The 17,503-nt window shown below is 68.4% G+C and carries 14 protein-coding genes and 1 pseudogene; 12 read left to right on the forward strand and 3 right to left on the reverse strand.

Going from position 1 to position 17,503, the window contains the following annotated elements:
- Positions 1 to 23 precede the first annotated feature (23 nt).
- From BRO63_RS06295 to BRO63_RS06315, 5 genes are read left to right on the forward strand one after another with little or no spacing between them, the layout of a single operon-like run.
- Positions 24 to 1,106 (forward strand): ABC transporter substrate-binding protein, encoded by a 1,083-nt coding sequence (locus BRO63_RS06295; protein WP_088138913.1) that lies wholly within the window; start codon positions 24 to 26, stop codon positions 1,104 to 1,106.
- A 36-nt stretch (positions 1,107 to 1,142) separates the two neighbouring features.
- Positions 1,143 to 1,961 carry an ABC transporter ATP-binding protein gene (locus tag BRO63_RS06300; RefSeq protein WP_088138914.1) on the forward strand — a complete coding sequence of 273 codons (819 nt, stop codon included), beginning with the start codon at positions 1,143 to 1,145 and terminating at the stop codon, positions 1,959 to 1,961.
- Between the two features lie 12 nt (positions 1,962 to 1,973).
- The gene (locus tag BRO63_RS06305; RefSeq protein WP_088138915.1) at positions 1,974 to 4,202 is read left to right on the forward strand and encodes an alpha-ketoacid dehydrogenase subunit alpha/beta; all 2,229 of its coding nucleotides are present in this window, start codon (positions 1,974 to 1,976) and stop codon (positions 4,200 to 4,202) included.
- Between the two features lie 28 nt (positions 4,203 to 4,230).
- Complete coding sequence (locus BRO63_RS06310) at positions 4,231 to 4,683, forward strand: VOC family protein (protein ID WP_088138916.1); 453 nt, start codon at positions 4,231 to 4,233, stop codon at positions 4,681 to 4,683.
- 60 nt (positions 4,684 to 4,743) lie between these two features.
- Positions 4,744 to 6,105: an alpha/beta fold hydrolase gene (locus BRO63_RS06315; protein ID WP_088138917.1), complete on the forward strand. Its 1,362-nt coding sequence runs from the start codon at positions 4,744 to 4,746 to the stop codon at positions 6,103 to 6,105.
- A gap of 22 nt (positions 6,106 to 6,127) precedes the next feature.
- On the opposite strand, the gene BRO63_RS06320 is transcribed toward BRO63_RS06315, so the two are convergent.
- A complete protein-coding gene (locus BRO63_RS06320; protein WP_088138918.1) occupies positions 6,128 to 7,066 on the reverse strand; it encodes a LysR family transcriptional regulator in 939 nt (312 codons plus the stop codon).
- Between the two features lie 124 nt (positions 7,067 to 7,190).
- On the opposite strand from BRO63_RS06320, the gene BRO63_RS06325 reads away from it, so the two are divergent.
- The 3 genes from BRO63_RS06325 (at position 7,191) to BRO63_RS06335 (ending at position 10,351) form a co-directional block, all read left to right on the forward strand.
- Complete coding sequence (locus BRO63_RS06325) at positions 7,191 to 8,549, forward strand: MFS transporter (RefSeq protein WP_088138919.1); 1,359 nt, start codon at positions 7,191 to 7,193, stop codon at positions 8,547 to 8,549.
- Positions 8,546 to 9,040, forward strand: coding sequence for a GAF domain-containing protein (locus BRO63_RS06330; protein ID WP_088138920.1), 495 nt, complete (start codon positions 8,546 to 8,548; stop codon positions 9,038 to 9,040). Before BRO63_RS06325 ends, BRO63_RS06330 begins: the two co-directional genes overlap by 4 nt.
- A gap of 63 nt (positions 9,041 to 9,103) precedes the next feature.
- Positions 9,104 to 10,351, forward strand: a complete 1,248-nt coding sequence (locus BRO63_RS06335; RefSeq protein WP_088138921.1) for a metal-dependent hydrolase family protein — start codon at positions 9,104 to 9,106, stop codon at positions 10,349 to 10,351.
- Positions 10,352 to 10,365: 14 nt separating this feature from the next.
- On the opposite strand, the gene gcvA is transcribed toward BRO63_RS06335, so the two are convergent.
- Positions 10,366 to 11,277, reverse strand: coding sequence for a transcriptional regulator GcvA (gcvA, locus tag BRO63_RS06340; RefSeq protein ID WP_088138922.1), 912 nt, complete (start codon positions 11,275 to 11,277; stop codon positions 10,366 to 10,368).
- A gap of 156 nt (positions 11,278 to 11,433) precedes the next feature.
- Between gcvA and BRO63_RS06345 the strand changes: the two genes are divergently transcribed.
- The 4 genes and pseudogenes from BRO63_RS06345 to BRO63_RS06355 all read left to right on the forward strand — a co-directional run bounded on the left by BRO63_RS06345 (position 11,434) and on the right by BRO63_RS06355 (position 15,865).
- A complete protein-coding gene (locus BRO63_RS06345) occupies positions 11,434 to 12,645 on the forward strand; it encodes a CaiB/BaiF CoA transferase family protein (RefSeq protein WP_088138923.1) in 1,212 nt (403 codons plus the stop codon).
- A pseudogene (locus tag BRO63_RS34415) lies at positions 12,642 to 13,784 on the forward strand (acyl-CoA dehydrogenase family protein); the annotation flags it as partial. The gene BRO63_RS06345 and the pseudogene BRO63_RS34415, both read left to right, overlap by 4 nt.
- Positions 13,785 to 13,844: 60 nt before the next feature.
- Positions 13,845 to 14,852, forward strand: coding sequence for an acrylyl-CoA reductase (NADPH) (gene acuI / locus BRO63_RS34420; protein ID WP_373557765.1), 1,008 nt, complete (start codon positions 13,845 to 13,847; stop codon positions 14,850 to 14,852).
- Positions 14,853 to 14,896: 44 nt separating this feature from the next.
- Positions 14,897 to 15,865 (forward strand): tripartite tricarboxylate transporter substrate binding protein, encoded by a 969-nt coding sequence (locus tag BRO63_RS06355; RefSeq protein ID WP_088138925.1) that lies wholly within the window; start codon positions 14,897 to 14,899, stop codon positions 15,863 to 15,865.
- A gap of 51 nt (positions 15,866 to 15,916) precedes the next feature.
- Here BRO63_RS06355 and norR read toward each other — a convergent pair whose 3' ends face one another.
- On the reverse strand, positions 15,917 to 17,440 hold the full coding sequence (gene norR / locus BRO63_RS06360) for a nitric oxide reductase transcriptional regulator NorR (protein WP_088138926.1): 1,524 nt from the start codon (positions 17,438 to 17,440) through the stop codon (positions 15,917 to 15,919).
- Positions 17,441 to 17,503 lie beyond the last annotated feature (63 nt).

A 17,503-nucleotide genomic window follows, 5' to 3' on the forward strand; every position in this document is an offset into this window, starting at 1 on the left:
CATTCCATATTGGAGAGAGACAGATGAAACATTACAAAGGCCTAAAGGCCTTGGCAGCGCTCGCGATCGGGTGCTGGCTGGGGGGACCCGGACAGGCGGCGGCCCAGGCCGCGCCGGCGGGCGAGGAACTGTTCACCATCCGCATCGGACAGCAGCCGCAGCGGTGGGCGCTGGAGTGGTACATCGCCAGCGAGAAGGGTTGGTGGAAGGAGGTGGGCCTGAAGCCGGAGGTCTCGACCTTCGCTTCCGGCGCGGTCGAAATCGCGGCGGGCGCGTCCGGGTCATGGGACGTCGGCGGGGCGGGCAACATCCCCTCGCTGCTGGGAGCGTCGAAGTATGGCTTGCAGACCATAGGCATCGCCGACGGCGAAGCCGCCATCATCACGCTGATGGCCACCAAGGACCGGGCGGACGAATATCTCAAGAACCCGGCGCTGCTCAAGGGCAAGACCATCCCTGTCACCAGCAACTCCACGGGCCAGTGGGGCGCCACGGAATGCCTGTCTCGGAAGTTCGGCCTCAAGCCCGAGGACTATCGCTTCGTGAACCTGTCCCCGCCCGACATCAATGCCGCGGTGATGAGCGGCAAGTACGACATTTCCTCCGTGTGGGCGCCCAACACCTACATCCTGGAAGAGGCCATAGGCGCAAAGGTGATCTGCACTGGCGCCGAGCTGAAGATGCCTATCCACAGCTACCTGTTCACGACGCCGGCCTTCGCCAAGAAGCATCCCGACAAGGTCGCCCGCTTCCTGGCGGTCTACCTGCGCGCGGTGGCCTGGCAGCGCGCGCATCCCGAAGAGGCCCAGGCATATCTGAAAGCCTTCTTCGGCAGCGTGGGCGTGAAGTTCCCCGACAAATACCTGGCGCAGGAGCTGCGCGACCGTCCGGCCTTTGACCTGGCGGAGCAGACCAAGCTGTTCGCGCCGGGCCCGGGCGGCGCCTCGGAGATCGTGGGCTGGTGGAACAGCGTGGGGGAATTCATGGTGTCCGTGGGCGTGGTCAAGAAGATCCCCGATCCCAAGACCATGGTCACGGGCAAGTATCTGCAGATGATCCAGGACGATCCCAAGCTCAGGGCCTTCGTCGCCGATGTCGCCAGGTAAGCCGGCGGCCGCAGCTCTCAACAAAGGAACGCAAGCATGAGTCAGATTACTTTCGAGCGGGTGCAGCGCACGTTCAGCCGGGGCGGGGAAAGCTTCCTGGCCCTGGACGACGTGAGTTTCGAGGTGGGCGAGAGGGAGTTCGTTTCCATCGTCGGACCGTCCGGCTGCGGCAAGACCACGCTGATGCGCATGGCGGCCGGCCTGGAGTTTCCCTCGGCCGGCAGCGTGCGGGTGGGCGGCAAGGAAGTCGAGGAACCGGGACCGGACCGCGCCGTCGTGTTCCAGCAGTTTGCGCTGTTTCCCTGGAAGACCGTGACCGAGAACATCGGTTTCGGGCTGAAGTGCAAGGGCGCCTCGCGCGAGGCGCGGGCGCGGACGGTGGCGCGCTACATCGAGCTGATGGGCCTGTCGGGTTACGAACAAGCCTATCCGCACCAGCTGTCCGGCGGCATGCAACAGCGCGTGGCCATCGCCCGCAGTTACGCGCTGGATCCCGATGTGCTGCTGATGGATGAACCCTTCGGCGCGCTGGACGCGCAGACCCGCGTGGTCATGCAGGAAGAACTGGTCAAGCTGTCCCGCCTCAATCCGCGCACCGTGCTGTTCATCACCCACAGCGTGGAAGAAGCGGTGTACCTGTCCGACCGCGTGGTGGTGCTGACCGGCCGCCCGGGGCAGATCAAGGAAATCATCAACGTGGCCGACGTGCGCAAGCGCGAGGACTGGGACAGCATGGAGCGGATCGAGGACGTGATGGACATGGAGGCGTTCGTGCACCTGCGCACGCACATCTGGAAGCTGCTGCGCGCGCAGGAAACCGAACCGCTGGACGCCGCCCTGGCCGCGGCTCACTGAAGGGAAGCGTAGATGAAGCACATCAATGAAGGCGCGGCGCCTGCCGCGAAACCCTCGCGGCTTGCCGCCCTGCACACCGACACGCCGTGGTGGCGGCTTACCGCCAGCGCCGCGGACGCGGGGGCCGTCGCGCCGCGCGAGATGGTCCGCATGCTGGAGCAGTTGATACTGATCCGGCGCTTCGAGGAGAAGCTGCTGAAGCTGAGCGTGGCCGGCGTCCTGCATGGCCCGGCGCATTCCAGCATCGGCCAGGACGGGGCCGCCGTGGGCGTCATGTCGGCGCTGGAGTCGGCCGACAAGATCAACGGCACCCACCGCATGCACCATCAGTTTCTTGCCAAGGCGCTGAACCACGCCACACCGGCGGACTATTCGCCGTTGGACTCGGAAACGCTGGATGCGCACCGTGAGGTGGTCTACCGGACCTATGCCGAGATCCTGGGCCTGACGCCTGGCTATTGCGGCGGTCGTGGCGGTTCCATGCATCTGCGCTATCCCGAGGCCGGCATCTATGGATCCAACGCCATCGTGGGCGGCAATCCGTCGCATGCGGTGGGTTACGCCTTTGCCGACAAGCTGCGCGGGCGCGACCATGTGTCGGTGGCCTTCTTCGGCGACGGCGCCATGCAGAGCGGGGCGGCCTACGAGGCCATGAACCTTGCGGCGCTCTACAACACGCCCACCATTTTCTTCGTGGAAAACAACCTATACGCCGTGTCCACCCACGTGTCGGAACAGACCCGAGAAACCCGCTTGTCGGCGCGCGGCCTGTCCCTGGGCGTGCCGGCGATAGAGTTCGACGGCATGGACGTGGTAGCTGCGCGCCTGGCCATGCAGGAAGCCCGGGCCATCATCCGCCGCGATGGCGGGCCGGTGCTGCTGGAGGCGCAGACCTACCGCTACCTGCACCAGTCGGGCGCGCTCAAGGGCAGCGCCTTCCGCTACCGCGACAAGGACGAGGAAGAGGCCTGGGGGGCGCGCGATCCCATGTCGACGTTTCCAGCGCAGTTGAAATCGCTGGGCCTGATCGATGATGCCGGCATCGTCCGCCTGGAGCGCCGTGCGGACGAATTGATAGACGGCGCGCTGGGCCGGCTGCTGGAGCACTACGGCGACGAGGCGGCGCAACGCATCCGGCCCGAACTGTGGCCGGACCCGGCCAGCGTGGACAGCGGCATCCGTGGCAACCTGGGCGAGCTGGCCGGCCAGCGCGTCATCGAGCTGGAGGAGCAGACGCCAGCGAGCCTGGCGGACGCCAAGTTCCAGGACGTGATCTCGCGCGCCATGCTGCTGAACATGCGGCGCGACGACGGCATCTTCATCCTGGGCGAGGATGTGCATCGCCTGAAGGGCGGCACGGCCGGCGCCACCAAGGACATCGGCGACCATTTTCCGGAACGCCTCATCGGCACGCCCATCTGCGAGAACGGCTTCACCGGCCTGGCGCTGGGCGCGGCCTTGAACGGCATGCGGCCGGTGGTGGAGATCATGTACCCCGACTTCGCGCTGGTGGCGGCGGATCAGCTGTTCAACCAGATCGCCAAGGTGCGTCACATGTTCGGCGGCAAGTTCGCGGTGCCGGTGCTGGTGCGCAGCCGGGTCACGGCGGGAACCGGCTACGGCTCGCAGCATTCCATGGACGCCAGCGGCCTGTTTGCCCAGTATCCCGGGTGGCGCATCCTGGCGCCGTCTCGTCCCTATGACTATATCGGCCTGCTCAACGCCGCGCTGCGCTGCGACGATCCGGTCCTGATGGTGGAATACAACGACCTGTTCAAGACGGTGGGCAAGGTGCCCGTCGAGGACTGGGACTACATCGTGCCCATCGGCCGGGCCCGGGTCGCGCGCGAGGGCGCGCGCTGCACCATCCTGACCTATGGCGTCATGGTCGAGGTCTGCTGCCAGGCGGCGGAACGCACGGGCATCAACGCCCAGGTGATAGACCTGCGCACGCTGGATCCGCTGGGCATCGATTGGGACACCATCGCGGCTGGCGTCAAGCGCACGCAGGCGCTGATGATCGTGGAGCAGACTACCCGTGGCACCTCGATCGGCTCGCGGGTGGCGAGCGAGGCGCAATCGCGGCTGTTCGACTGGCTGGACCACGAGATCGTGCACGTCACGGGCGCCAATTCCTCGCCCGTGGTCTCCAAGGTGCTGGAGCGCGCCGCGCTGGCGGACGCGCAGGCCGTGGAGACGGCCCTGAAATCCATGGACAGCCGCCGCGGCGGCGCCCGCTGAACCGGGCGCCATTGCCCGGGAGAGAAAAATGCTCAAAGACAAACTGCTTGCCACGCATCACACCGCCGTTTGCGTCAATGATTTCGAACGCGCGCGCAACTTCTACACCGGCTTTCTCGGCTTCGAGCTGGAGGGCGAGATGGATCACCGCAGCGAGCCCGCGTTGGGTGAAGTGGTCGGCCTGCCGGGCGCGACCATACGCTGGGCCATGCTGCGCCATGGCGGGCACCGGGTGGAGTTGTTCAAGTACTACACGCCGGACGGCGACAGGCAGCCGCGCCGCCAATGCGATTTCGGCTACAGCCATATGGCCTTCGAGGTGGAGGACGTGGATGCCGTGTACGAGCAGGCCACGCGCGCCGGCTATGAAAGCGTGTCCTCGCCGCGCGTCATGCGGCAAGGACGTACCAAGGTGTTCTATCTGATGGAGCCTGAAGGCGCCATCACGGAGTTCATCCAGTTCATGAATCCGGCGGCCTGACGCCGCGCTGGCGCAACTCCGCTGGCCGGGGCGCGCGCATCGATCTTCGAAGGAACAAGCATGACGAGAACGCTGGATATGGTCGTCCCGCCGACAGGCGAGGCCCTGGACGCCGCCCGCCTGGTCGCCTGGATCGTGGCGCCTGGGCAGGCCTTCAAGACGGGCGACGTGCTGGTCGAAATCGAGACCGACAAATCCATCATCGAGGTGCCCGCGCACGACGACGGGATCATGGTGGAGCATCTGGTCGCGGTGGATGGCATCGTGAACGCGGATACGGTGATCGCACGCGTGCAGATGGAAGGCGAGGCCGCGGCGGCAAGCGTGGGCGGCGTGACGGCGCAATCCGCGGCGGCAACGCCTGCGGCCGCCGCGCCGGCCGTTGCCGCGGCGGCCGTTGCCGCGCCAGCCGCCGCGCCGGCTGCGTCGCCGCCGTTGGCGCATCCTGCCGTGCAGCCTTCAGCAGAGCGCAAGTTCGCCACCCCCGCCGCCCGCCGCGTCGCGGCCGAGCGCGGCATCGCGCTGGACGGGGTCGCGGGGACCGGGCCCAACGGCCGCGTGACGGTGGCGGATGTCGGCCAGGCAAGCGCCAGCGGTAGGGACAGCATGCTGGCCCGCGGCGCGCCGGGAGAAAAGCGCGAGGCCTGGGCCAGCACCCGCCACGGCGAGGTCCGGTTCACGGTGTGGGAGGGGAGCCGTCCGGACAGCCTGACGGCGGTGCTGATCCATGGCATGTTCGGCGACCGCGATGCCTGGGCCAGCCTGGCGCACGCGCTCAGCCGCGCCGGACTGCGCGTGCTGGCGATGGATCTTCCCTGCCATGGCGCCACGCGTTCGCTGGCCACGCGCTTCGAGCATATCGTCGATGCGGTGGCCGACACGGTCGCATCCCAGTGCATCGGCCCCGTGAACCTGATCGGCCATTCTTTTGGCGCGGCGGTGGCGGCACGGGCGGCATCCCGCCCCGGCATGGCCGTGGACAGCCTGGTCCTGATCGCGCCGGTCGGGCTGGGTACTGAAATCGACCAGAGCTTCCTGACGGGCATGACGCATGCCGGCACCAACGAGGCGGCACAGCGCGAGCTGCAGAAGCTCACCGTCTCCGGCATGACGCCGTCGGGAAACTTCATCGATGCCCTGCGCCAGGGCACGCAGGCGCGGCGCGAGCCCCTGATCGAACTCTGCCGGGAAGTGGGTTGGAACGGCGTGCAGCAACTGAGCATCGCGGCGGACCTGGCCAGTCTGCAATGCCGCTGCACGCTGATCCACGGGCGGCGCGACGCCGTCATTCCTTGGCGCCACGCGCTGAACGCGCCGGCCAGGACCGCGCTGCACCTGTTGCCGGACGCCGGCCACATGCCGCAATGGGAGGCTGGCAAGCTGGTGGCGGATATCGTGCTGGAGGCAGTGGTGCCGCGCTGAGCCGCCGCAAAGCAGGGCCGCCTCAGGCGGGGCTGGCCATCATGTTTTCGCCGCTGGCGAACAGGTCCACCAGCGTCCGGCGCAGCCAGCGCTGCGCTGGCACCGTGTCATTGCGCTGGTGCCAGAACAGTGTGACGGTGCGCGGCGGCGCGAGCATGGGCAGCGGCATGGCGTGCAGATAGGGCGCATGCGGAGTCAACGCGCCCAGATGACGCGGCAGGACCGCAATCATGTCGGTGTGGCGCAGCATCTCGTAGGCGACGTTGTAGTGGTTGACCAGGGCGGCCACGTCGCGCGACAGGCCACGCGCCGACAGGTAGACGTCGTAGGACGGCGGGGTCTGCCCACCGAGGCTGACATCGACATGGCGGGCCGAGAGAAAGGCCCGCGTGCTCAGGCGTTTCATGGCGGCCAGCGGATGCCCGCGGCGCATGAAGCAGGCGTACTCGACCAGCCACAGTGACCGCGAGCGGATATGGCCCGGGTATTGGGCTTCGTTGATGTAGGCGCTGAGCACGCAGTCGGCGCGGTTGTCTTCCAGCTGGTCCGGTATGTCCACCACATTGTTGGGCAGGGTTCGCACGCGGGCCTGCGGCGCAGCCCGGGCCATCAGCCCGCATAGCGGGGGCATGACGATGCCGGCGGTGTAATCCGACATCGACAGGCTGAACTCGACCTTGGCGCGCGCCGGATCGAAGGCGTCGGGGTCGAGCGCGCCGCGCATCCGGTCCAGCGCCTCGGCCAGTTCGTTCCATAGCACGGCGGCGCGCTGGGTCGGCATGACGCCATTGCCGGCGCGCACGAACAGCGGGTCGCCCAGGCTTTCACGCAGGCGGGCCAGGGCGTTGCTGACGGCGGGCTGGGTCATGCACAGCGCGTTGGCCGCGCGGGTGACGCTGCCCTCGGTCATCAGGGCTTCGAACACCTTGAGCAGGTTCAGGTCCAGGGTGCGGAAGGTCATGGATGGGTATTCACATCAGTGATAGAGGGCATCATAACTATAAATTGGATTCATGAAATCCTGCGTGCCTATCATGCGCTTTCTCAGCAAGTACGGCCTCAGCCGTCGACCACAGGGGAACCGCATGTCCATGATCTCGGCGCGGATCGAGCGCCTGCCTTTCGCGCGTTTTCACAAACACCTGCTGCTGATGGGCGGGCTAGGCTACATGTTCGACGCGATGGACGCCGCAGTGTTGGCATTCATCCTGCCGGTGCTGCGCACGGAATGGGGCCTGACCAGCGTGCAGATCGGCCTGTTGGGCAGCAGTACCTTCATAGGCTTCTTCTTCGGAGCGCTGCTCGCTGGCACGTTGGGCGACCTGATCGGGCGGCGCGCGGTGATGATGTGGGCGTTGGCGCTGTATTGCGTGGCGTCGCTGGTCAGTGCCTGGGTGGACAGCTGGCCGCCGTTCTTCGCCGCGCGGGTGGTGGCGGGGATGGGCACGGGGGCCGAAAGCGCGATCATTGCGCCCTACCTCGCCGAGTTCGTCGCGCGGCGGTTCCGGGGCAGCTTCACGGGTGCGCTGGCCGGATTCTTTTCATTCGGCTTCGTGGCAGCGGCGTTGCTGGGCTACTTCATCGTGCCGGCGCACGCCAGCGGCTGGCGCGTCGTGCTGGTCATCACGGCGCTGCCCGTCGTGATGCTGCTGTGGTGGCGGCGGGCGTTGCCCGAGTCGCCGCGCTGGCTCGAAAGCCGAGGCCGCGCGCAGGAAGCGTCAGCGATCCTGGATCGGATCGAGTCGGACTTTGCCCGGCGTGGCCACGCGCTGGCCGAGCCGCGGCCCGAACCCGCTGAGGCTGTGCGCGGCGGCGGCAGCCTGCGGGAGAATTTCGCGCTGCTGGTCAGCGGTCGCCAGGCCCGCATTACCTTCATGACCTGGATCATGTGGCTGTCCATAACCTTCAGCTACTACTCGTTCTTCGTCTGGATCCCGGGCCTGCTGGTCGAGAGCGGGATGAGTATCACCAAGAGCTTTTCATATTCGCTGGCGATGTATTGCGCGCAGGTGCCGGGCTACTTCAGCGCGGCCTGGTTCAATGAGAAGATCGGCCGGCAGGCGACCATTGCCACCTACATGCTGCTGGGCGGGGCCAGCGCGCTGGGACTGGCGCTGTCGCACAGCGATGGGCAGATCATGCTGGCGGGCGTGCTCATGTCGTTCTTCATGAACGGCACCTATGCGGGCGTGTACGCCTATACCGCGGAAGTGTTCCCGACCGCGGTGCGCACCACCGGCGCCGGGTTGGCGTCGGCAATCGGACGGGTGGGCGCCATCGTGTCGCCCATCCTGGTGGGCTTTCTATATCCGAACTTCGGCTTTCTGGGCGTATTCGGCACCACGACGGTGACCCTGTTGCTGGGCGCGTTGGTGGTGGTGCTCATGGGCGTGCCCACGCGCGGCCGTTCGCTGGAGGAAATCGCGGCTGGGGGCGTGAAATGAGCGGCGCCCGCGGCGCGGCGATTCAGGCGCTGGACGCCCTGGCCCGCTCGCATGCCGAGGTCATGCAGCCCAGGGCCGTGTTCGCGGCGGCGGATCATGCCCTGGCCGCCGCGATCGGCCACCGCCTGTTCACCATCCTGTCCTACGACTCTCGTACCTCCCTGGCCACTCGGCTGTATTCGAACCTGCCCGAGGCGTATCCCGCCGGCGGCAGCAAGACGTTGGCGCCAGGGCCTTGGACCGAAACCGTGCTGGATCGGGGCGAGCCCTACATCGGCCGCACGCCCGCCGACCTGCAGGCGGTCTTTACGGATCATGCGCTGATCGCGTCGCTGGATTGCCAGAGCGTGCTCAACATGCCGATACGGTGGCGCGGCCGCACGGTGGGCTCGCTGAACTTGCTGCACGCGGCGCACTGGTATGGACCGGACGAAGCGGCCGCGTGCCGGCCTTATGCGCAACTGGTGCTGCCGGCGCTGTGCTGCGCCTGACGCGTCGGCCTGGACATAGACGCCTTTTCTTCACGCATTCATCATCCTAACCAAGGGAACATCATGGAAAGCACATTGTTCAAGAATGCCGCGCTGCTGGACTCGGCGCAGCCTGATCTGCTGGAAGGGCACGACGTCCTGGTCGAAGACGGCATGATCAAGGAAGTCTCGGACCGGCCCTTGTCGGCGGCAAAGGCGCGGGTCATCGACCTGAAGGGCAAGACCCTGATGCCCGGCCTGATCGATCTGCATGTGCACGTGATCGCGGTGCAGCTGAACCTGCCGCAGCAGATGGCAATGCCGAATGTGCTGGTGACGTTCCGTTCGGCCCCGATCCTGCGCGACATGTTGCGGCGCGGTTTCACCACCGTGCGAGACGCGGGGGGCGCGGGCCATGCCTTCAAGCAGGCGGTGGAGCAGGGCCTGGTGCAGGGGCCGCGCCTGTTCGTGTCCGGCCGGGCCTTGAGCCAGACGGGCGGCCATGGCGACGGACGCGCCCGCAGCGATTTCATGCCGGGCGATTCTCCGTGTCCTTGCTGCGTGCGGGTCGGAGCGCTGGCGCGCGTGGCCGATGGCGTGGACGAAGTGCGCCGCGCCGTGCGCCAGGAACTGCAGATGGGCGCGGACCAGATCAAGATCATGGCGTCGGGCGGGGTGGCTTCGCCGACCGATCCGGTGGGCGCATGGGGCTACTCGGAAGACGAGATCCGCGCCATCGTGGCCGAGGCCCGCGCCCGCCAGACCTATGTTCTGGCCCACGCCTACACCGCGGACGCGATCGCGCGGGCCGTGCGCTGCGGCGTACGCACTATCGAGCATGGCAATCTGGTTGACGCCGAGGCCGCGAGGTTGATGGCGGAGAGCGGCGCCTATGTGGTGCCGACGCTGGTGACCTACGAGGCGCTGGCTACGGAAGGGGCCGATCTTGGTCTGCCGGCGGACAGCGTTGCCAAGATCGCGCAGGTGCGCAATGCCGGCCTGCGGTCGCTGGAAATCTATCGCGATGCGGGCGTTGCCATGGGCTTCGGCACGGACCTGCTGGGGCCGTCGCACCGCTTGCAGAGCGACGAGTTCCGCCTGCGCGCCGAAGTGTTGGGACCGCAGGCCGTGATCGCCAGCGCCACGCGGGTGGGCGCGGAGGTGCTGGGCATGCAGGGCAAGCTGGGCTGCGTCGCACCGGGCGCGATGGCCGACATGTTGGTGGTGGACGGCAACCCGCTGCGCGACGTGTCCTGCCTGCTGGGGCAGGGCGAACGCATTCCGCTGGTGATGCAGGCCGGCAAGGTGCAGTTCGATGAACTGGCTGTTTGAGGCGGCCGGGCTGGTCACCCGCCGGGCACCAGCGTCTCCATATGCTTGTTGAAGCGCTCGCCTTCCACCATTAGCCAGTCGCAGAAGGTCTTCAGCAAGCGGTCGTGGCGGCGTTCTTCGCGGATGATGAGGAAATAGCCCGGCGACTGCACCGTCAGCGGCCCGAAGGGCGCCAGCAGCCGGCCGTCCTCGATGTCGCTGGCCACCAGCGATGAATAGCCTATGGTCATGCCCAGGCCGTCGAGCGCGGCCTGCAGGGCGAAGTACAGGTGTTCGAGCTCCAGCGATTCGGCCGGCACGACCCGGCTGTGCTGCACGCTGGCCAGCCAGTCGTTCCAGGCGCTGCGCCGCGCGCGGCAGTGCAGGAAGGTGTGGCGCGACAGGTCGGTGATGCGTTCCAGCGGCAGCCGTCGCAGCAGGCCGGGCGCGCATACGGGAAAGAAGCTCTCGTTCAGCACGCGGCGCTTGTAGAGGCCAGGGGTGGGCTCGGCCTCGCGCCGGATCACCACGTCCAGATTCGCGGGCAGGCGGCTGAAGGGCTCCAGTCCGGTGGAGATCTCCACTTCCACCTCGGGATACTGCTCACGGAACCGGGCCAGCCGGGGAAACAGCCAGCGCATGGTGAAGGTGGGCAGGGCATTGACCCGCAGCACCTCGCGCGAACGCAGGCTGCGCGAGGCCGAGGCGATGGCGTCCAGCGCCGGGCTGATGGTGTCCAGATAGAGCCGGCCCTGATCCGTCAGTTCGATCTTCTTGCCCAGGCGGCGGAACAGCTTCACGCCCAACCAGTCTTCCAACGCCTTGATCTGATGGCTGACGGCGCCATGCGTGACGGACAGCTCGTCCGCGGCCTGGGTGAAGCTCAGCTGGCGGCCCGCCGATTCGAAGGCGCGGATGGACGTCAGCGGCGGCAGTCTGGGTTTCATTGTGAAATTACCTCACAACAGTCGCTAGAAATGATGCCTGGCCCCGGCGCCCGCCCCGTGCTGGAATACGCCGCAGGGTTGCATACCGGGAAATCGGGGCGGCGGATGCCGCGCCGGAGAACGCTGTGAATTTAACTCACCGGAAAGGGAGCAGGCATGCTGCAGGGCAAGGTCATACTGGATCTGACGTGGGTGCTGGGCGGGCCGTTCGCCGGCCAATTGCTGGCGCAACTGGGCGCTGAGGTCATCAAGGTCGAACCGGTGGGCGGCGATTACGCGCGCTCGGTGCCTCCCGTGTCCGACGCGCAGGATTCGCCGTTCTTCCTGTCGGTGAACCGGGGCAAGCGCAGCGTGGCGCTGGACCTGAAGCATCCTTTGGGCCGCCAGGCGTTCCAGGATCTGGTGCGCGAGGCGGACGCGGTGATCTATGGCTTCGCCTCGGATGTGCCGGCGCGGCTGGGACTGGATCACGACACGCTGGCCGCAATCAATCCGCGCATCGTGGTCGGCCAGCTGATCGGGCTGGACGACCGCGGCCCCTATGCAGGCGCGCCGGCGTTCGACCTGATGCTGCAGGCCATGTCCGGTTTGATGAGCATCACGGGGGAGGCCGGCGGCAAGCCGGTGCGTGTCGGTTATCAGGTGGCGGATCTGGCGGGCGGACTGTACCTGGCGTTGGGGGTTGCCGCCGCGCTGGTGCAGGCGCAGGCCAGTGGCGTGGGGGAGCAGGTGCAGGTGTCGCTGTTCGACGCGCAGATGGCCATGCTGACCTGGCAGGCCCAGGGCTATCTGCAGGGCGGCCCCGTGCCGCGCGCCAGCGGGGCGCGCCACGGCATGATCGCGCCCAGCGACATCTACCGCACGTCGGACGGGCGCTGGATCGCCTTGGCGCCCACCGGCGATGCGTTCTGGCAGGCCTTGTGCGCTGCGATCGGGCTGCCGGAGCTGGCCACGGACGCCCGCTACGCCACGCCCGCGGCGCGCGTGGCCAACGTGGATGCGCTGACCGAGGCCTTGTCAGGCGCCATCGGCGCGCGCGGCGCGCAGGAATGGCTGGATATCTTCGAGGCGCGGCGCGTGCCCGCCGCGCTGGTGCTGGGCGTGGACGAGGCGCTGGCGCATCCGCTGGCGGCGTCGCGCGGCATGGTGGAAGAGGTGCCCAGGCCGCAAGGCGGCGAGCCCGTGCGCATGCTGGGCAACCCCTTCAAATTCGCGGGGCAGCCGCGGCTGGATTATCCGCCGGCGCTGGGGCAGGACACCGAGGCGTTGCTGCGCGCCATGGCGGGTTATGACGACGCCAGCCTGGCCGCCTTGCAGGCGGCGGGCGTGATCCGGACTGGCGCCGCGACGGCGGGAGCATTGCAATGAACGCCGCACCGGACGAGCGCGACGCGGACCTGGGCGAGGACGAGCGCGCGCTGTTGCGCGGCCTGGCGTCGTTCGCGCAGGAAGCGGTGGCGCCGCTGGCAGCGGCCGGCAGCGGCGCGCAGGATTGGGCCGGCGCGCAGATCCGCGACGCCTGCCGGCGCGGATATGGCGGCATCGAGATCCCGGCGCGCGACGGCGGGCTGGGGTTGCCCTACCGCATGCGGGCCCGGGCGGCGGAGACGCTGGCGGCGACGGACTTCGCCTTCGCCTTCGCGTTCATCAATCAGCACAACGTGGCCTTGCGCATTGCCGAGCATGGCAGCGCCGTGGCGCGCGAGCGTTACCTGCCGGGGCTGCTGGCGGGCGACCTGATCGGAGGCACCGCCATGTCGGAGCCGCGCGCGGGCAGCGATTTCGCCGCCATCGCCACGCGGGCGCGGCGGCAGGATGGCGGCGGGTGGATCCTGGACGGCGAAAAGGCCTGGGTGGCCAACGCCGCGGGCGGCGAGCTGGCACTGGTGTTCGCGCAGACCGATGCGGCGCGCGGGCCGGCCGGCATCGCCTGCTTCATCGTCGACCTGCGCGCGCCGCAATGCCAGCGTCTGACGGGCGCGGCGCTGGAGGGGCTGGGCGCGGCCGGCATCGCCGGCATCCGCCTGGAGGGCTATCGGGCCGAGGACAGCGACATGCTGTATGCGCCGGGCCAGGGTTTCCAAATGGCGCTGGCGGGCGTGAACAAGGCGCGCACGCACATCGCGGCGATGGCGGCGGGCCTGCTGGACAGCGCGTTGAGGCTGGCGCTGCGCCACGCGTCCACGCGCCAGGCTTTCGGCCGTCCCATCATCGAACAGCAGGGGTTGCGCTGGTCGCTGGCGGATGTGTCGATGCGGCTGCAGATCCTGCGCATGTTGACGGACCGCGCCGCCGGCCTGATCGATGCCGGTTCGGACGAGGCGGTCCCGGCCGCGGCCATGGCCAAGAAGTACGCCGGCGAGGAATGCCTGGACGGCGTTTCCGCCTGCATCCAGGCGCTGGGCGCAAGCGGCTTGTTGCCGGCACAGGGCATGGGACGGCGGCTGCTGGCGGCCAAGGCATTGTGCTTTGCCGACGGCACCACCGAAATGATGAACGAGCGCATCGCGGCCGGCCTGGCCTTGCGGTTCGCAGGGGCGGCGCCCGCCACGGCGGCCAGCGCCACGATGCACAGGGAGGAAGGGATGTCGTATCAGGCCTTGAAGCTGACGCGAGGCGAGGACGGCGGCACGCAGGCTCGCCTGACGCAGATCGGGCAAGACGAGCTTCCCGAGGGCGAGGTGCTGGTGGAGGTGGCGTACTCGTCGCTGAACTACAAGGACGCCCTGGCGATCACCGGCAAGTCGCCGGTGGTGCGCAGTTTTCCCATGGTGCCTGGCATCGATTTCGCCGGCACCGTGCGCCGCAGCGCCGATCCGCGCTTCAAGCCGGGCGACGCGGTGCTGCTCAATGGCTGGGGCCTGGGCGAGACGCGCTGGGGCGGATTGGCGCAAGCCGCGCGCGTGCCTGCCGATTGGCTGCTGCCCTTGCCGGCGGGCCTGGATGCCCGCCAGGCCATGGCCATCGGCACGGCCGGCTACACGGCCATGCTGTGCGTGATGGCGCTGGAACGCCACAACGCCACGCCCGAAGGCGGGCCGGTGCTGGTGACGGGCGCCAACGGCGGCGTCGGCACCGTCGCCATCGCGCTGCTGGCGGGCAAGGGGTATACGGTCACGGCGAGCACGGGACGTCCACAGGAAGCGGACTACCTGCGGGGCCTGGGCGCCAGCGGCATCCTGGACCGCGCCGCGTTGTCGGCGCCGGGCAAGCCGCTGCAGAAGGAGGCTTGGGCGGCGGCGGTCGATTGCGTCGGCAGCCACACGCTGGCCAATGTGCTGGCCGGCATGCGGTACGGCGCGCCCGTGGCGGCTTGCGGACTCGCCCAGGGCATGGATCTGCCGGCCACGGTGGCCCCGTTCATCCTGCGCGGGGTGACGCTGATCGGCGTGGACAGCGTGTATGCGCCCATGGCGCTGCGCGCGGAGGCCTGGCGCAGGCTGGCCGATGAATTGCCGCGCGGCATGCTGGAGGCCAATACGCAGGAGCTGGGCTTGTCGGAAATCGCGGCCGCCGCCGCGCCGTTGCTGGAGGGCAGGATACGCGGCCGCATCGTCGTCGACGTGAATCGATAAGGGCCGCAGCATAGCGGCCCGCATACCACCAAAGGAGACTGGGCATGATGAAGCAACGATGGCGTTCCGTCATCGCTGCGGCGGCGCTTTGCGCCGCTGCCGGCGCGGCATGGGGGCAGGGATATCCGGACAGGCCGGTGCGGCTGATCGTGCCGTTCCCGCCTGGAGGCTCGGTGGATTACGTGGCGCGCAACATCGCGCCAGTGTTGTCGCAGAAGCTGGGCCAGACCGTGGTGGTGGATAACAAGGGCGGCGCGTCCGGCACCATAGGCACCGCCGAGTTTGCGCGCGCGCCGGCCGACGGCTACACGCTGATGCTGGCTTTCGACTCGCACGCGGTCAACGGCTCGCTGTACAAGAATCTGTCGTACGACGCGATCAAGTCCTTCGACTACATCAGCCTGATCGGCACCATGCCCGCGGTGCTGCTGACGGCCAAGAAGACCGGCATCACCACCTTGCAGCAATTTCTGGACTATGCGCGCGCGCATCCGGGGCAGGTGAACTATGGCTCATCCGGCGTGGGCGGCTCCAATCACCTGAACCTGGCCGCCCTGGCGGCGCGCACGGACATCAAGGTGACGCACGTGCCGTACCGCGGCGGCGGACCGATGTTCAACGCGGTGCTGGGCGGCGAAGTGGACGTGGTGATCGCCAGCCTGCCGACCATCGTGGGCTTCGTGCAGGGCGGGCGCCTGAACGCGCTGGCGATCGGCACGGCGCAGCCCGCGCCCGCGTTGCCGGACGTGCCGCCCATTGCCACGCTGGTGCCCGGTTTCGAAGCCTATTCCTGGGTCGGCATGCTGGCGCCGGCGGGCCTGCCGCCCGAGGTGCGCAAGCGTGTGCAGCAGGCGCTGCGCGACACGCTGGCGACCCCGCAGGTCAAAGACAGCATGGAGCAGGGCGGCTTCAACATTGTGTCCAGCACGCCGGAGGAATTTCAACGGCGAGTGCAGGCCGAATCGCAGCGCTGGGGCAAGCTGATCCAGGACACCGGCATCAAGATCGAATAGCGGCCTGCCACGGGCCGCGCCGCGCGGGCTGCCGATGCCCGGCGCGGCGCCTCAGCTCTTGAGGCCGATGCGCCGCGCGAGCTTGTGGAGATTGCTGGAGTCCACGCCCAGCGCGCGCGCGGCATGGGCCCAGTTGCCCTGGTGCGTTTCCAGCGCCCGGCGGATGGCCTGGCGCTGGCAGGCGTCCACCGCTTCACGCAGCGTCTGGTCAGGACCGGCGGGCGCGTCGGCATCCTCTTGCGGCGCGGCCAGCGGCATGTCGCCGTCGGACAGATCCAGCAGCTTGGCGCCCAGCGTCACGATTTCATTGCGCGTGGCGCCGTGGCTGACGGCCTTGATGGCGGCGCGGCTGATGACGTGCTCCAGTTCGCGCACATTGCCGGGCCAGCGGTAGCGGCGCAGCATGTCCTCGGCCTCCGGCGACAGCCGCAGGCTGCGCAGGCCCAGCCGCGCGCGGTTCAGTTCCAGGTAGCGGCCGGCCAGCAGCAGCACGTCGTTGCCGCGGTCGCGCAGCGGCGGAATGGGGATGGGATAGACCGACAGCCGGTGATAGAGGTCGGCGCGGAAATCGCCGGCGCGCACCAGGTCGCGCAGGCTGCGGTTGGTGGCGGCCAGGATGCGCACGTCGACGCGGCGCGGGCGGTCGTCGCCCAGGCGCTGGATCTCGCCGTTCTGCAGGGTGCGCAGCAGCTTGGCTTGCACCAGCAGCGGCAGTTCGCCCACTTCGTCCAGGAACAGCGTGCCGCCGTTGGCGGCCTCGAAGCGGCCGGGGCGGTCGGCCACGGCGCCCGAGAAGGCGCCCTTGGCGTGGCCGAACAATTCGCTTTCGGCCAGCGATTCGGGCAGGGCGGCGCAGTTCACGTGGACCAGCGGCTTGTCGCGGCGGCGCGAGAGCCGGTGCACGCGATGCGCGAACAGTTCCTTGCCCACGCCGGTCTCGCCTAGAAGCAGGATGGGCAGCTCCGAGTCCGCCACCACCTGGATCTCGTGTAGCAGGCGGCCGATGGCTTCGCTTTGTCCCAGGATCTCGTTGTTGTCGGCGACGGCGCTGTCGGCCGGCTCGGCGCCGCGCGCCACGCGCAGCGCGCGGATTTCCGCTTCCAGGCGCGTGGTGCGCAAGGCGGCTTCCAGCAGCACGATGTAGTCGCGCAGGTCGGACTGGGCCTCGGCGTCGAAAGTGCCGACCTCCAGCGCGTCCAGGGTCAGCACGCCCCAGGGGCGGCCTTCGATATGCAGGCTGGTGCCCATGCAGTCGTGCACCGGCAGCGGTTCCCCGGCCATGCCGTTGATCAGGCCGTCATAGGGATCGGGCAGGGTGCTGTCGTGGTGAAAACAGGTGACGCCGCGCCGCGCCAGGATGGCCGCCAGCCGCGGATGCTGCTGCACGGCGAAACGGCGGCCCAGCGCGTCCTGGGTCAGGCCGTCCACCGCGATGGGGCGCAGATGGTCTTCCTCCAGTTGCAGCAACGCCACCGCGCCGCAGCGGAAGTGCGTGCGCAGGCTGGACACCAGCCGCTGCAGGCGGACGGCGGGGGGCAGGTCGGCGACCAGATCGGCGAGCAGGAGGTTTTGCATGGGGTGAATTTTACCGTCCGGGGTGGATAGAACCGCGATCAGTCAGGGTGATATTCACCCTTT

Origin of the sequence: Achromobacter xylosoxidans (assembly GCF_002192695.1) — a bacterium.
Classification (GTDB): domain Bacteria; phylum Pseudomonadota; class Gammaproteobacteria; order Burkholderiales; family Burkholderiaceae_B; genus Achromobacter; species Achromobacter xylosoxidans_C.